Source organism: Psychrosphaera aestuarii, assembly GCF_017948405.1.
GTDB lineage: Bacteria > Pseudomonadota > Gammaproteobacteria > Enterobacterales > Alteromonadaceae > Psychrosphaera > Psychrosphaera aestuarii.
The window spans coordinates 1,897,609-1,913,934 of the sequence record NZ_CP072844.1; the positions used below are offsets into that span (position 1 = coordinate 1,897,609).

Here is a 16,326-nt window from a genome sequence, read left to right on the forward strand (position 1 = left end):
AAAGCTTTAACGAGTTGTAATTAACGCCAGTAAGTCACCAGCTTCTGAGGGTCTCGATCGCGTTTTATTGGTGGCTCAGATTCTGGCGTGCCTAAATATAAGAAACCAATGATTTCATCCTGCTCATCAAGACCAAATGACTTTCTAACATTGCTATCCGTTGCAAATGAGCCGGTGCGCCAAATACCATTAAACCCCATAGCCTGAGCCGCCATTTGCATATTTTGCGTCGCACAGCCTACCGTTGCAACTTGCTCTACACGTGGCACTTTTTCATGTTCTTTAAATCGCATAATTGTGACAATAACCATAGGTGCGCGATATACCATAGTTTTTGCTTTTTCAATTTTTGCTTCTGGATAATTTGACTGGATTGCTGATTCCACCAAAATGCTTGTTAGCTTAGTCAACCCTTCACCCTCACAAACTATAATTTCATATGGAGAAAGGTGAGCATGATCAGGTGCGCGAAGCCCAGCTTGGAGAATTTTATCTAATTGCTCCCCACTTGGCGCTGGAGCTATTAGTTTTGAAAAGGATGATCGAGTTAATAATAAATCTAGCGCCTGCATAATGTTTTCCTGCGTAATACAATGCAAACAGTTTAACGCTTTTATAAACTCGTTCCCATCCCTTATATAACATTGGTCTAGCTTATTTGTTGAGCCATCGACTTATGAATATAGTAATCAATACTTGTGTATCTGCCAGCGCCAGCAAATAACAATACCAAGACCATCACAAAATAAGTTACAGCGAATTCAATTCCGTTATTTAAAATAGTAAAAGAACCTGAACTAGTGAGCCATTCATAGTTTCCGTGCTCTTGCAAAATAGTGATCGCAGCTTCTTTTTTAGCTGTCGCGGCTAAAACACTTTCATTTAGAATGATGGTACCATCGGCCATCCAGCTAGATGCGTCGGCTATTGCTAACCATCCATTATCCCAATGCACTGTCAATGCGGCGACGGCCATTGTGAAAGCTAAAGGAATTGCAATAATTCGTGTCGCTAGGCCTACAAGTATTAACCAACCTCCTATAAATTCTGTTCCAGCGGCCATTCCGGCAAGTAACTCTGGAAACGGTAATCCCAGGCCCCAGTCTGGATTAGCAAACCAAGCAACCGTGCTATCAAAGTTAATCAATTTATTCCAGCCAGCTTGAATAAAAATCGGCGACAAATACAGTCGAATTAATAGTGGTGGAATACCATCTAAGTGCTCCATTTTTGCCACCCATCGTTCGTAATAATTAAATATCTTCTTCATTCATTGCCCTATTTGTCACTTTGATATAAATATAGTGTATAGGACCGCGTTTTTATTTTTAAAATTGCATGGGCCTTAAACAATAATTGGTTTGTACATAGAGTTCAGGTGGGTGACCTATTAGTGAATTAACAAAGCAAGAGAGAATGGCGCGAGCGAGGAATAAGATTAGGTTAATGCGACGAAAAATTAGTGAGGCTGAGCAAAGACAGTTGAAACTAAAAAATTTAGTTCAGGTATACGTTAGTCAACGTCCAGAGATAACGACCAAAATAATTAAAGCCTGGCTTAATTCGTCATCAAAATAACGCACTTTTCCTACAAAAATGGTGCTTTAACAATCACTGTTAACAAATTAATACTAGTGCTTTTGTTGCTATAATTGCCATTTAGACTAAAATCCGCGACCTATTTATCGCAACAACAAAACTGAGCCTTCTATGCCTGCAATTATTATTAGAAATGAACGAGTCAAAGCTATCACCCGAAAGCATCCTTGGATCTTCTCCAAAGCCATCAAAAAAATTATTGATAACCCAGCATTAGGTGAAACGATAGAAATTAAAGATGAAGATGGCAACTGGTTAGCAACAGGCTCTTACTCTCCTCATTCTCAAATAAGAGCAAGAATATGGAGCTTCGAACAAGGTGAAGCTATCGACCACGGGTTTTTCGTTCGTCGTATACAACGCGCGCAAGCAATTCGCCAAGATATTATTGCTAAGGGACAGTTAACAGGCTATCGCTTATTAGCAGCTGAAAATGATGGATTACCGGGCGTTACAGTCGACGTATTTGATACAACGATTGTTATACAGCTAGTCAGTGCTGGCGCAGAGTTCCAACGTGAGGATATCATTTCAGCGTTAAAAGAAGTATTTCCAGGTTTTACTATTTATGAGCGCTCAGACGCTGACGTACGAGGTAAAGAAGGCATTAAAAAAGCGCGTGGTTTAGTGCATGGCGAATTAGCGGACGAAATAGTTATTTCAGAAAATGGCATCAAGGCCTACGTTGATGTCGAGCAAGGTCATAAGACTGGCTTTTATCTAGACCAACGCGATAACCGAGCAACTTTAGAAACTTATGTAAAAGACAAATCTGTACTTAATTGCTTTAGTTACACAGGTACCTTTGGGCTATACGCTCTGCGTGGTGGTGCAACAAGCGTAACTCAGGTCGATCTATCTGCAGACGCACTTGCTATTGCTGAGCGCAACGTCGAATTAAATGGCTTTGATAATCAGAAAGTTGAATACGTTAAGCATGATGTCTTTAAGTTACTTCGTAAATATAAAGAAGATGGTAAAAAGTTTGACGTTATCGTTATGGATCCACCAAAATTTGCTGAATCAAAAGCACAATTAAACGGTGCATGTCGTGGCTATAAAGACATTAACCGTATTGCTATGGAGCTTTTGAATCCAGGTGGTCATCTATTGACCTTCTCATGCTCTGGCTTAATGGAAACAAATCTATTTCAAAAAGTCGTTGCGGATGCGGCACTAGATGCCAATCGGGATGTATTCTTTAAAGAAAAATTAAGCCAAGCGCATGACCATATTATCTCTAGCGCTTACCCAGAAGGTTTCTATCTAAAAGGTTTTGTTTGCCAGGTATTCTGATCTGTATGCCAGGCTTTCTGAACAAAATGCGCGGCGTCATTAAGACGCAGCGCTTTAGCCCTACCGAACTAATTTTTGGCGGCAAATACTGATTACTTATTTGACCTAACCAACTATGTTCAAATTCACTTTTTAAAGTCAACTTCTTGAAAATTAACTTTCTTCCAAATCAAAGAATAACTGATGGTTGTCCGATGTGATCAAACTATAGCCTTTAAGTTTCCCTTCGCTGTCAAGTTCCACTAAGCCCGCAGCCGACTGCGTATGTAAATTGCGTTGTTTAAATCTCGTTGCTTCAGCTTTTAACGGATGATGTTCAATTTCTAACTTACGCCTTTTAGTGAATACATTTAACAAACTATGTGGCGAATATAAAAACCTATCTATATAGTCAAAAAACTTTAGTAAACCCGGTGGAAATTGATTCTTAAAACCACTGCAGGTTAATTGCCATATACGATCAGTGTCGGAGCTAAAACGTCGCTGAGCTGAAAAACAAAAAGAGTAGTGAACGTCGCCAGACATTATGATTACTTCATCCGGTGCGCTGTCATGGCGAAGCATATTCATTAATTTTTTAGCTGACCCTTGATGCGCCATCCAGTTTTCTACATCCACCAGCAACTCTTTTCCTAATAGTGCACATATCTTTTGAACTACCTCTATAGCTTTAACGCCAAAAACAGGCGCGGGAGAAACAATCAACATGGCAACTTGCGGTTCAAAAAGTTGTCGCTCGAGCTCTTCCAAATGTTTAAAGTCCATCAAGCCACTGGGGTTTTTAGCGGACGTTTCTGAACGCCACCTATGTGTTCGGGTATCAAGCACTACGATTTTAGGGGTACTATTTATTTGATAATGCCAATCATTAAAGTCGTAAAGTGTTTCGGTAAAATTATTGTCTGCAAAATCTTCTGTCATTGACAACTGTTTGATCTGACTTATCAAAGGTTGATGATTATCAGGGTTATTTCCCCAACCTTGGAAAACAGTATAAGACAGCAACGCATCTCGAATCATTTGACGGGTAATCAAATGCCCATAAACATGCTCTTCCCAGTCAACACTTAAGTTCCAATCATCAGTAACATCATGATCATCAAATATCATTAAGGTTGGGACATTTCCTAAGGTGAATTCAAAATCAGGCAGTGTCTCAATAAAACCCTGTAAGGCAATCCAATCCTTTCGATAAGCGGACCTCAATTCACCGTGAACTTTCTTTTCGGCTAACGTCACTTCTTCTTTTACCATGTTCCATACAGTAGAAGACCAAGTTAATAAGTAAACAGCAAAAAACTCGTCAAGCCCAATTAAATGATTGTCATGAAAACGTGAGGATATAATGTCGTCGCCATGCCAAAAGTTTGCCCAACGACTCTGTTTTTCTTTTTTTGGGAAGAGCTGACTACGGGTATTAAGTGAATAACGCCAATCTAACTGTTGTTTTGATACATTACCTAATTCATGTTCAGCGGAGTAAAGCCCTAATTTTTTCGATAGTGTTTGAGCGGCCACCAGCATGGGAGCGGATACGTCATCAGCGTAGATTTGATCGCCTGTCATTAAAAGATAATCAGCGCGGGTAGTGAAATTGCTTTTTACCTGCTCTGCTATGCCATTAAACGCATCTACTGAAGGATGATCAGGTTTGCGGCAAGAACCCTGAATAACCGAAGATATTTGTTCGTTTACCTTAAATGAGAATACGTCATTACCCGACGGTGAAATTATCGTCTGAGAGTTATCAATTATTAAGTAGTTGTGCTCTACCGCGTACGACCACTCTGCCCCCATTGGTCGAACGTTAACCATGTTCACAAAACAATGCTCCCCGATTTGCACTGTATCAAGGGCTTGCTGAATAGCTAACTCACCACCGGTTGTGCTGACTTTTATTTGGTAATCCTGTTGCTGATTCGTTACAAACCAAATATTAGCCTGTTCTTTATCAACGAGTCGTAAAAACGGCCCACATAAAATTGACGGAGAAGTTATCAACACAAATAAGTCTTCTTTTTAAACATGTTAAAAGATAAAGCTAGCTACTATGGCTAGCTTTCATCAAATATTCAACTGTTTAACCATATACTCTAAGTAACAAAATGTTATACAAAGTTACCCGACTGATAATCACGCAGCGCTGTATCTATCTCACTCATTGAATTCATGACAAATGGGCCGTACTGAATAATAGGCTCGTTAATAGGTAATCCGGCTAACAATAAAAAACCAGACTCTTCTAATGCAACTAAGTCAATGGCTTCACCCTCGCCTAAAGTTGCTATTTGTTTAGCCGCAACAACCTGACCGTTAATTTCAAGCTTGCCATGGTAAACATAGATAAAGCCTCGTTTGTCAGTATGTATATTAGTGCTTAATGAACCTTTATTAAGCGTAACGTCGTAAATTTCTGCTTCGATATCAGAGCGAACAACTGGACCTTCGGTACCCACACCGTTAAATTTTCCGGCAATCACTTTTATCGTCGCGTCTGCGCCTGTATCTTCTGTTCCTTTCAAAACCGGTATGTCTTTTTTTGGTATATCAATATATTTAGGCTGTTGTAGCTTATCTTTTGCTGGCAAGTTTAGCCAAAGCTGAAAGCCAAACAACATGCCTGAGTCCTGCTTAGGCGTTTCTGAATGAATAATGCCTTTACCTGCTGTCATGTATTGCACGCCGCCGGATGTTATAAGCCCATGTCCGCCAGTGGAGTCATTGTGCTCCATACTACCTTGGATCATATAGGATAACGTCTCGAAACCTTTATGCGGGTGAGCTGGAAAACCAGCAATATAATCATCGGGATTGTCCGACCTTATTTCGTCTAACATTAAAAACGGGTCTAAATTCCGTAATGCAGGCTGACCAATTGCGCGAGTTAAATTTACGCCCGCGCCATCTTGCGTCGGCATACCGTTTAATACTCTTGTTATTTGTTTTTTCATAATGCGTTACTCATTAATTCAATATACTCATCATGATAGTTAGATATCAAAAAATGTATATCGCGTTTAATTGACCCATCCTTTCTATTTTTTAGAACGTTTTTAAAACATTGCCCCTATATTAAAAACTTGTCTATGGTTAATAACATAGCACTAATAAGACGCGTTGAGAGACTATGCAGAAAGTAACGACTTGTACCTTTATATCGACAGATGGGGCCTGCTGTAATGAATTGGATATAGGAAATGGTTTCTGCTTTTGGCATGACGCGCATATAGATAAGACGAACATGAAGCTTGCAATGAAGTTAGAGGAATTTATTGCGGCTGGTGGCGTAACACAAGGACTGCGATTAAAGAAAGCAAATCTAGAAAACGTAAGGTTAGTTAATTATGGGTCCGAAACGGGCTACGACTTTAGAAATTCAGATTTTTATCGTGCTAATTTACGTAACGCTCACCTTTTTAACGCTAACTTAGAAAGTTCTTCATTGATGAAAGCGCAACTGCACGACGCAGATTTGCACTGTGCCAAACTTCATAACTGTAATTTACTTGGTGTAAAGCTCAAAGGTGCTCGATTAGATAATATCAGTCTTGGGTCTCACGTGTACCAGGAAGGAATTGCAAAGTTAGCAGATAAACAAGGTGAAAATGGAAAGGCGATCGACTTTTATGAGCAATCTGAGGAGATTTACCGTTCCTTTAGAAAAGCGGCACAAGATAATGGTTTAATGAATTTAGTTGGAGAGTTTGCATACAAAGAATTAACAATGAACAGAAAACAAAAGCCCAAATACTCCGCAGAACGTATAGGTTCAAAAATGGTTGATTTGTTTTGTGGTTATGGTGAAAAGCCACGCAATGTCATTGCGTTCTCACTGTGGTTTATTCTGTTATGCGCAAGCATGTACTTTACGCTAGGGGTGGAGTCGAATTATGGCCCAATAGGCTATAACTCAAACTATAGCTTTGCTGAAAATTTAAATCATTTCGGTTCAGCTATTTATTTTAGTGTGGTTACCTTTACAACCCTTGGTTATGGAGATATTCATCCAATTGGATTTGCTAGAGCAGTGGCGACCTTCGAGGCCTTTATAGGTAGTTTCGCCCTAGCCTTATACGTTGTGGTATTTGTAAAGAAAACAAGTAGATAGTAAAAACGAGTGTTTTTTTTCTATTTTGGTGAAACTTATTCAAATAACTCAGGTCTTATTTAATGAATAGCGCAAGCATCTTGAGACCGTGTTTGTGCTATTTCTTCATTATTAAGTTCCAATCCTGTTGGACAAGGCCAGCTCCCGCTGGCCTTTTTTTAATCAAACAATAATTTACTCAACCCCGACTGCCGTTGCGTATGCTGCCCTACCGAATTAAGTATTTGTCGCTTATCACCAAAAATGGTGAACCTTTTTTTGGCTCTAGTGATTGCTGTATAAACTAGCTCTCGACTCAATAACTTATTGCCAGTTTCTTCGCCTGGCATTAATAAAACGGTGTGATCAAATTCAGAGCCTTGACTCTTATGGACTGTCATCGCATAAACCATTTCATGAGCTGGTAAGCGTTGGTTAAACAACTTAACTAACTTGCCACTGCCGTCAACGAAGTAGGTCATCAATATTCCGGAAGCAGGATCAGGTAACTGCAAGCCTATATCACCATTAAATAATCCCAGGTGGTATGCATTCTCGGTTACTAATATCGGTTTACCAACATAATGCTCATGATGCCAATCAACATGTCCCAATTGCGATAGTCGCTGTTTTACCAACTTATTAATCGCTTCCACACCAAATTGACTTTGTTTTACACAACATAATATTTGTAACTTAAACAAATGTTCAAATAGCGATTTGACTTGCGACTCCTCATTTTCCGATGTTAAACAGACTATCTGCTCAAACATAGTTAAATGATGATTAACCATTAAATTAACAACAATTCCTACAGAATGAATTTGCTGGTTTAACCAACTAAGAACGGTAGAGTTTTCTAGAAATGCTTGCACACTTTGCTTATCTGTATTTATTGAGTTTTCCACCAACAAATGATCAACGGCGCTTATTCGCCCTTCATTTACAGCTTTGGCTAAAAGACCTATTCCACCTAATGCATCAAAGCGATACGACCGTTTTAGTTCAGTGACATAAAAGAGCTGATTTTGCTGTTCGTCAGACATAGTGGTCAGTGGTGAGCACACCTCAGCTAATAAGTTACCCGCTTCTACTGAGGCTAACTGTTGTTTATCACCAATCATAACCATTTGACAATGATCAGGTAACGCAGCCATCAACTTAGCCATAAGACTTAAATCAACCATAGACGCTTCATCTAAAACTAAAACATCAATCGGCAGTTTATTATTTGCGTTGTAGTAAAACTCGTTTTGTCCTAATGGCTTTAATAATCGATGAATTGTTGAGGCTTGTATAGGGATCAGGTTTTTGACCTCATCACTAATATTTAATTTTTCGATTCCTTTAGTTATCGACTCCGTCAATCTAAGTGCTGCTTTACCAGTTGGCGCTGCTAATTTAATCGTAAATGAACCTATTTGGCGTTTTATAAGTTCAGGTTGTGGTAAATACATCTCGATTAACGCGGTTAATAACTTGATTACCGTCGTAGTCTTACCGGTTCCTGGTCCACCAGTAATAACAGAAAAGCGGTGACAAAGACTGTTATATACGGCGCGGTGTTGCCAATCAATGCTTTGTGACGACTCGTCATTGTTACCCGTAAACAAGTTATCAACTAAGCTAGAGTTGCCCGCTAATACAGAATTTGGCAACCAATGATGGGCAGGTTTATAAGACTGACCGGCAATAATAAAGGCGGCCACCAGCAACTCTTTTTGATAATAACGATTAAAATACACAAAGCCGTTAGCTTCTACCAATGGACAATGCTCACCACAAACACCGGATTCGGTTAAGTGCGCTAACCACGACTCTTGAGGTGGCAAAGGTAGATTTGCATTCATAATCCAATCTAAAGACATTAATTGGTTAAGCGCAAAACAAGTATTTTGCCTGTTTATTTCAACGCTCAATCTAGTAGCGACTAGAACTACTAAATTGAACACGTCTATTTTAGATAGGTTCAATTCTTTACCAAAATAACAACCAACATGGTAATCAGCGTCAGAAATTACGCCATCTAATCTGAGCTTTTTCAATAAATGCATGACTGGAAGTGCTGCGCGCTCTTTATCGATAAATAGTGAGTTTGCTTCGTTTAAACTAGAGGTCGCTTGCGTGTTCAGCTTTGTCTCATCCATGTTTGTTAGCTCCGTTTTGTAACGCGTTACCTAAAAACTGGATTACTTCAAAAGGCACTTTATACCTATAAACACCTGTATTTATTGATATATCTGACATTCCTCGAACAAATAAATAGATACCACCAGCTACGTGTTTATCGTAGTCGTAATCTACTATTTTTAACGAAAGCCATTTGTGTAATGCATAGCTATAAATTATTAACTGCAAATGGTAATTGTGATCGGTCATCGCTAATTTCAAATTGCCTTGTTCATAAGCATCAAAGTTATCGCCTAAAAAATTTGATTTGTAATCGATAACATAATATTGGTTATCCACTACCGCTGTTAAATCAATAAAGCCTTTTATCAGACCTTTAAGGTTACTCTGCCTCAGTACATTGGTATTGATATTGTTGCTATCGAAGCCACACATCCGCAACGCGTTACCAATCATATCACTACTAAGTGATTGAACATCAAAATAAAACTCCATCTCGTCTAATCGGGCTTGTTTATTAAGGTGCGATAGCGACCAATCATCAATATTAGTCTCAAGTACGGATTGAAGCCATTGTGATGTGCCATTAACTAGCTCGTCATCTAAGCCAAAAAGCTGCAGTGCGTCTTCAATAACCTTGGTTTGCTTATTAACAGGTACCGTAAAATCTAAATGCTCAAATATGTGATGCAAACACGAACCCGGATTAGCACCTTTTGGGAAAGTAAAGCGTGTCTGATTATTGATATCAAACATCGAATTTTGCTCATTCTCAGATTGCGACGACTGCTCGTCGGTAGCGCCGGCAATAAAATGCTCCCCGCTGCCCACTAAAGCCGAGTAACTCAGTATTCTCCAGTTCTGATCTATTTCACCGTGGAATTGATTGCAATTAAGTTCAACTTCCAGCGCAGACTGCGCTGCTAATGAAAGTTTACCGGCTTCTTCAAAAACCGTTTTTATCTGACTAGGTTCAATAAACCGTAATTTTGCGACCTTGGTATCTAAGGCTATAAAGTGATTTTTTAACGCTTCCTGCCAATTAAGCTCTGAGAGTTTATTTGCATCTCTACCTAAGATTAGTCGTCCGAACGCCGACTTTTCGACGCAGCTCGTTTTACTATTTGACTTGGCCTTGAGATTAAAACAACCCAGTACTAAACGTTGTTTTGCGCGGGTCATTGCCACGTACAATAATCGAATATCCTCTGATAACCGTTCTTGTTCTGCAAGTTGCATCTCTATTTTACGCTTATCAACTCTTAAACTTAACCCGCCAAGACGATTAGAGTGATGAAGTGCCGTTAATTGTGCTTTAAACTCTGTCGCAAAAGGAATATATACAATTGGATATTCAAGCCCTTTTGAACCATGCATGGTAATAATTTGCACCAAATTATTATCAGACTCTAAGCGCATTGAAACTTCTTCATTGGCCTCTTTAGCATTTTCAATCACGGTTTGGCGTAACCAAGCCATCAACTTTTCGGGTCCGTTCTGTACGATGGCCTCTTGCTGAACAAGCTCTAACAAATGTCGATAGTCTGTCACCTGTCTTTCAAAGTCATAGTTGTCTCTTTGCCAACTTGCGTAAGTGTCCGCGAAGTCCAATATATAATTTAACGCCGTTGATATTTTACCTTGAGACCAGAACTCGTGTGCTTGATGAAAACAGACTAAGTGCTGGTGCCAACTTTTACTATCGTGTTGTAATGAATACAATTGCTCTAGCGAGTAACAAAAGAAATCTGTGGCTACGGCGGCTTTGACCTTTCTTTCGTTAATTGGTGTATGAATAGCTTCTAATAAACGGAGCAAGTCTTTTGCTAACGGATTATCAAAGACACTGTCGCGACTTATATACACCGAACGTACACCTAGTTCATTTAGCGTGTTTTTAATTAACTTTGCTTGACGCCGGTTACGCACTAAAACTGCGATGTCATTTGCCTGAACCGCGACTTTATTGCCATTAGGGGACTCAAAATAACAAGTGTTAAGTTCAGACTTTTTAAGCAAAGTAGCAATATCAAGTGCACATTGTTGTGCTATTGGACCCTGAATTTCGCTAAGAGAATAACCAATTGCATCGGTATCGGTTTCTTTCTCTGCATCCAGAGCAGAAAAGTGCATTATCTCTAATTTTGGTGATAAACCATTATCTTCAATGAGTTGTACGCTATCATCTTTGCCTGAGCCTACCGAGATAAAGGGTATCGAGTCTTCTTCAAACTTATTTGGACTCGTTTCAAAAAAATGATTAATCGCTTGAATTAAGTCACGATGTGACCGCCAGTTAGTCGATAAAGTGAAATGTCGCTGCTCTGATAAATTGTTTTTGGCTTTAATATAAGTAAAAATATCGGCACCGCGAAAACGATAGATGGCTTGCTTAGGATCGCCAATCATTATCATATTACTATCAAAGTCCTGATCATCAGCGGGTTGATAAAGGCAATTAAAAATATCATATTGTACAGGATCAGTATCTTGAAATTCATCAATGAAGGCCAACGGGTATCTTAGCTTAATGCTTTTAATGAGCGCGTCAGAATTTATCTCATCAGACAAAGCTTGTTGCAGTTGCAACAGTAAGTCGTCTGGCGTAAGTAGCTGTTGTTCGGCCTTGATGCCTAACGCACTAACTTCAATAAATTGTTTTGCCTGCGTTAACCAATAACCATCAAATTGGCTATCTAATAATTTATTACCCACCACTGCAAGTTGGTCAAATAATCCAGTAACCGAATGGCCTATAGGCGAATGTCCCTTTTTATAATTGCTGGCATCCGCGACATTTTCACTACACCAGATGGTTAATATATCAAGACTCAGCGCAACACTACCTACTGGTCTTTGCGCAAAATCTTCAAGTACGGGTAATTTTGTTATCAGTTGTTTTCTACCATTCACTCCTGCATCTTTAAGCACAGCAAAAAAATCAGACGTTTGCAGTTCATTATGCAAAGCCGCGGTTAAGTCTATGAATTTAGATAAGGTATTTTGATAGTCGATAGGTGCCAGCGATGGCTCAATAATGACTTGTTTATTTAGTAACTCAGCAATATCAGACAATAGTTTGCTTGGGTTTGGCCAGCGCGATCGAAAAAGTTGATATTCTATGCCTGATAATGGCACCGCATATTGTCGCCAAAAGTCGTACAGCGCTTGTTTAACATAAGGACGATTGTCCATTTCAAACGTTTGCTCAAACGCCATCTTGGTTTCAAAAGCAAACTGGTTTAAACAACGCTGGCAGAAACCATGAATAGTAAAAATGGATGCCTCATCAATTAACGTAATAGCGTCCTGAATTTTATGATATGCAGATAATACGGCAATTTCTCGACTGGAATCGACATTTAATCGCATATATAACGCACTGTACTGCTCTATTATCGACTTTAATGACAAATCTATATCTTTTGTCGCATCATCTGACATAAACTTAAGCAACGCGATTTGGGCGTCTTTTAGTTTACTTCTTATGCGATCTCTTAGCTCTTGTGTTGCCGCCTCAGTGAAAGTCACCACTAAAATTTGATCAATAGATAACGGCTGTAATTGTTCAAGTTGACTGTCGCGCAATCCTAAAATAGCTCTTAGATATAACGTCGTGATGGTGTAGGTTTTACCTGTACCCGCGCTTGCTTCAATTAACGCGTTGCTCGTTAATGGCAGGGTTAATGGATTGAGTTCATTCATCGTGATAACCCTCCTTGATTTACATACTCTTCCATAAAGCTCGCTAACTTTTTCATTTTACCTTCAACTTGATGCTCAACAAGTGGACAAAGTAACCTTTCGGTAATAGTGAAAAAAGCATCTTGCAAGTGATGTTTAGGACCAAAATGACGAACAACATGCTCATCTATGAGTGCTCTTGGATCATCAATATCATTGTTAATTTGCTGTCTAGTAGATTCTATGATTTTGTACTGAGGAACGCCCTTAAGCATAGCTAGCGCAGTGTTGTAGGCAAAACGGCCATACCAGGGTATAGGCTTAGCAAATTCGCTACTCGTTAAATAGGCCCGCAACCATTCTTTTAATAACGTAGAAGCTTGCTCTGGTTCGATATTATTAAATGAAATGAAATCTCCAGTATTGTGCGACACCAAAAAGGTCGGGCCTGGCTTGTCTGATAAACTTCGGCATAAATGAATTAACCAAGCTTCAATTCGATCGTCTGCTCGCACGTCTTTTGATAGCCTTTTTACTAAGGTTAAGCCGTGATCAATTTTAAAATCCGCGTTTAATAGTACCGACAACGAATCAACGTCTAATTCCATCGATAATTTAATATTGCGAGACGAACTTGATTTAGCGTTCGCTAAATACTCACTTCGTAACTGTTTTACATTCTCGTCCATTAAGCTTACGGTGTTTTGATAATCATTGAGTAAATCTTCGCCCCATTTTCGTGGTGGAAAAGCGCCTGAAGTTAACCAGGCGTGTTCCGTTTGCGATTCAATATCCGCATTTAAATCTACTAAATTCGCCACATGCTTGTACCGCTGAAGTCCATCATGCTCAAAAGATTCAACATCACTAAAACTGTGATCATTTAAATTAAGCGATAGGCCAAGCTGTTGTCGGTAAAAATGCTTTATCGGGTTTTTCGCAAACGTAATTAACTCATCCAAATTTACATTTATCACATTGTCGACGGGTGTTAAGTCAGAACTTTTCGTTAATGTTAAAAAAGGATCATTTGTGCTATCCCAAGTGCTTTTAACATTATCAACCTGAACATCACGAGTCTTTTTACTCAACAACAATGAAGACTCAAGCCATTGATTATTATAACTTAATGGCCGACACGAACCACTATTGTCGACAAAATACAAGGGGTTAAAAGGCTGCAATGCATGGCGGATCATAACGTGATCCTTCACCTTTTTAGACTTATTGCCATCGGATGGATTGTCGACAATGTAGCTTTCATCTAAATAGTCAATCAGCTCACTCAGTAATACAGATGGCATTAGTTCTTGGTTATTTTTATTCGACTGACCAAGGTAACTTAAATGCAATTTTTGCCGCGCAGAACATAAGGCTTCTAAAAATAGATAACGCTCGTCTAACTTTCTCGCCCTATCCCCTTTTCGTGGTTTATTCAAGCCAACTAAGTCAAAACTCAGTGGCTCAACGTGACGAGGAAATTCACCATCATTCAAGCCTAAAACGCAAACAATGTTGAACGGAACCGAACGCATAGGCATTAATGTACAAAAGTTAACTCGCCCCGCTAAAAATCGCTGGGATACGCCTGATTCATTTAAACCTTGTTTAAAGAAGTGTTGAACGATTAAGTTATTAATTGGGCCACTAATGTCATTGTTATGTTCATATTCAATCAGTTGCTGGTTTGCTTCGCGTAGTTTTTTAGTTGAAATAAAGTCTTTCTCATTGGCGTCATCCGTGGCAAACAAGTCTGTTATTAGTTCGTCAATGCGTTGGTGCCATTGGATAACACTTGCATCGTCACTAAATCGTACTTTTAGTTGCGCCAGATAACTCATAAACGATATGAGCTTACCAAGAATGTTTACATTGAGCCCTTCTATGCTGGTATAACTCGCAGTTCCGTGCCAAACCGATTCTTGGTCGAGGGCAAAACCTAATACCATTCTTTTTAAGCCATATAACCAGGTATTGATGTCTTCTGCTGGCATAGACCATTGACTTTTATGCTGACCATCAACAGCCCACTTTATTTCACATTCAACTACCCAAGTCTTTATTAGTTCAAGTTCGCTTGCCTCAACATTAAATGCGTCCATCACAAGTGGCACTTCCAACCAGTCCAGGACTTCACTAACGGTAAAGCGCGATGTCGGTAAGCCTAGTAATGAGATAAACGTATTTAATAGCGGATTTTCGGTAAGCGAGCTTCTATCTGAAATACTATAAGGAATAGTTTGTTCTGGCGACTTCAGGTTTTTAGCAAAAACAGCGTCGATAAAAGGCGCGTAGTCATTAATATCAGGCACCATAACTATGATGTCTTTTGGCATTAATTCTTCGTTATCTAGCCAATATAAGAGCTTATCTTTTAGTACTTCCAATTCACGATATCGACTATGACAGTTATGTATTTGAATACTATCGTCACCTAATGGTAGCTGTTCTTTACCAGTGTCTGCATTCAACGCCTCTATGCTTAATGGTGCGTTACTGTTTCGATACTCTAAATTTAAAATATCATTTTGGACCTTGGTTAATATAGTATTTGGTTGATCAGCAACAAAAATATCCACGAAATCTATGTCTTGCTGGGCTAGGCTATCTAAATAATCTCGCCCTACTTTACCCCAACTTGCTAATAGCGGATTCCCAGTGACGAAATAATCCAGTTTATGTTGATTGTTCGTGGTAACCACTTGGCTTTGCGCTTGGCTAAGTCTCGCTAACGTTTTCTCACTTATAATGTCACCCCAATATATATTACAAGGGTTAAACCACAATATACTCACTTCAATATGTTGGCTAAGCGCATGAAGTACCTCAACCTGATGGGAAGGCAGACTTGAGATACCAAACACAAACAAACGACTTGGTAATGCGTCTTTTATTTTGGCTGGATCGCCGTTGTTAATCTTGTCTAATAGGTCTAAGTGCAATGATGCTCGGTGATGCGCATTTTGGCTTGACTGTTCAATGTCATCGCAGACACCACGCCATAGAATGGCCTGCCATTTTTGTAAACCAATATCATCGGTGCCTGGTAAGTCGTCATTGCCTTGTTGCCAATAGCTTAACCACTCTGGTCGATAGACTAAATAATTGTCGTAGGCGTCAGCAATTTTTTCACTTAACTGGAATCTTCTTAAGTTAGCGAACGATGACAGCTGGGTATTGTTTTGCTCAAGATATTCTGTGATTGCTAAAAATTCTGGGGTGTCTGAATAATTTGGTAATATCTGGTAGATTTTCCAACGTAATCGATCTTTGTTAAATGCGCTTGTTTTTGGCACATCTGGGATCAGCGATTGATACAATGACCATATAAAACTACTCGGCAGCGGGAACTTTAAATTTGCGGCAATGCCAAGTTTTTGCGCTATTTGAATTTTAAGCCACTCCGACATCCCTGGGCTCTGCACCAAAATAGTATCTGCGCTAAAAACATGACTATCTGGGTTTAATTTTATTTGCTCGGACAACAAGGTAACAAGAGCTTCTAAACGGTTGGACTGGTAAACAGTAAT

Annotated in this window: 9 protein-coding genes; 2 read left to right on the forward strand and 7 right to left on the reverse strand. The window is 39.3% G+C overall.

The window, feature by feature from the left end; translation table 11 throughout:
• Positions 1-20 precede the first annotated feature (20 nt).
• Both J9318_RS08660 and J9318_RS08665 read right to left on the reverse strand, forming a co-directional pair.
• Positions 21-572 carry an NAD(P)H nitroreductase gene (locus tag J9318_RS08660; protein WP_210559545.1) on the reverse strand — a complete coding sequence of 184 codons (552 nt, stop codon included), beginning with the start codon at positions 570-572 and terminating at the stop codon, positions 21-23.
• A gap of 77 nt (positions 573-649) precedes the next feature.
• Complete coding sequence (locus J9318_RS08665; RefSeq protein ID WP_210559546.1) at positions 650-1,270, reverse strand: HvfX family Cu-binding RiPP maturation protein; 621 nt, start codon at positions 1,268-1,270, stop codon at positions 650-652.
• Positions 1,271-1,710: 440 nt separating this feature from the next.
• Between J9318_RS08665 and J9318_RS08670 the strand changes: the two genes are divergently transcribed.
• Positions 1,711-2,895 (forward strand): class I SAM-dependent methyltransferase, encoded by a 1,185-nt coding sequence (locus J9318_RS08670; RefSeq protein WP_210559547.1) that lies wholly within the window; start codon positions 1,711-1,713, stop codon positions 2,893-2,895.
• Between the two features lie 153 nt (positions 2,896-3,048).
• Here J9318_RS08670 and J9318_RS08675 read toward each other — a convergent pair whose 3' ends face one another.
• Positions 3,049-4,899 carry a metallophosphoesterase family protein gene (locus J9318_RS08675; RefSeq protein ID WP_210559548.1) on the reverse strand — a complete coding sequence of 617 codons (1,851 nt, stop codon included), beginning with the start codon at positions 4,897-4,899 and terminating at the stop codon, positions 3,049-3,051.
• Between the two features lie 104 nt (positions 4,900-5,003).
• Entirely contained in the window at positions 5,004-5,846 is an 843-nt protein-coding gene (locus J9318_RS08680; RefSeq protein WP_210559549.1) for a pirin family protein, read from the reverse strand.
• 176 nt (positions 5,847-6,022) lie between these two features.
• Here J9318_RS08680 and J9318_RS08685 point away from each other — a divergent pair, with 176 nt between their 5' ends.
• Positions 6,023-7,003 carry an ion channel gene (locus tag J9318_RS08685; protein ID WP_210559550.1) on the forward strand — a complete coding sequence of 327 codons (981 nt, stop codon included), beginning with the start codon at positions 6,023-6,025 and terminating at the stop codon, positions 7,001-7,003.
• A gap of 158 nt (positions 7,004-7,161) precedes the next feature.
• Here J9318_RS08685 and recD read toward each other — a convergent pair whose 3' ends face one another.
• From recD to recC, 3 genes are read right to left on the reverse strand one after another with little or no spacing between them, the layout of a single operon-like run.
• A complete protein-coding gene (recD, locus tag J9318_RS08690; RefSeq protein WP_210559551.1) occupies positions 7,162-9,129 on the reverse strand; it encodes an exodeoxyribonuclease V subunit alpha in 1,968 nt (655 codons plus the stop codon).
• Entirely contained in the window at positions 9,122-12,817 is a 3,696-nt protein-coding gene (recB, locus tag J9318_RS08695) for an exodeoxyribonuclease V subunit beta (RefSeq protein ID WP_210559552.1), read from the reverse strand. Before recB ends, recD begins: the two co-directional genes overlap by 8 nt.
• Positions 12,814-16,284 (reverse strand): exodeoxyribonuclease V subunit gamma, encoded by a 3,471-nt coding sequence (recC, locus tag J9318_RS08700; protein WP_210559553.1) that lies wholly within the window; start codon positions 16,282-16,284, stop codon positions 12,814-12,816. The genes recB and recC overlap by 4 nt, the downstream gene beginning before the upstream one ends.
• Between the last annotated feature and the right edge of the window lie 42 nt (positions 16,285-16,326).

Coding starts and splice junctions, on each gene's coding strand:
- J9318_RS08670 (WP_210559547.1), top strand. CDS start 1,711: ATGCCTGCAATTATTATTAGAAATGAACGAGTCAAAGCTATCACCCGA.
- J9318_RS08680 (WP_210559549.1), bottom strand. CDS start 5,846: ATGAAAAAACAAATAACAAGAGTATTAAACGGTATGCCGACGCAAGAT.
- J9318_RS08660 (WP_210559545.1), bottom strand. CDS start 572: ATGCAGGCGCTAGATTTATTATTAACTCGATCATCCTTTTCAAAACTA.
- J9318_RS08685 (WP_210559550.1), top strand. CDS start 6,023: ATGCAGAAAGTAACGACTTGTACCTTTATATCGACAGATGGGGCCTGC.
- recD (WP_210559551.1), bottom strand. CDS start 9,129: ATGGATGAGACAAAGCTGAACACGCAAGCGACCTCTAGTTTAAACGAA.
- recB (WP_210559552.1), bottom strand. CDS start 12,817: ATGAATGAACTCAATCCATTAACCCTGCCATTAACGAGCAACGCGTTA.
- J9318_RS08665 (WP_210559546.1), bottom strand. CDS start 1,270: ATGAAGAAGATATTTAATTATTACGAACGATGGGTGGCAAAAATGGAG.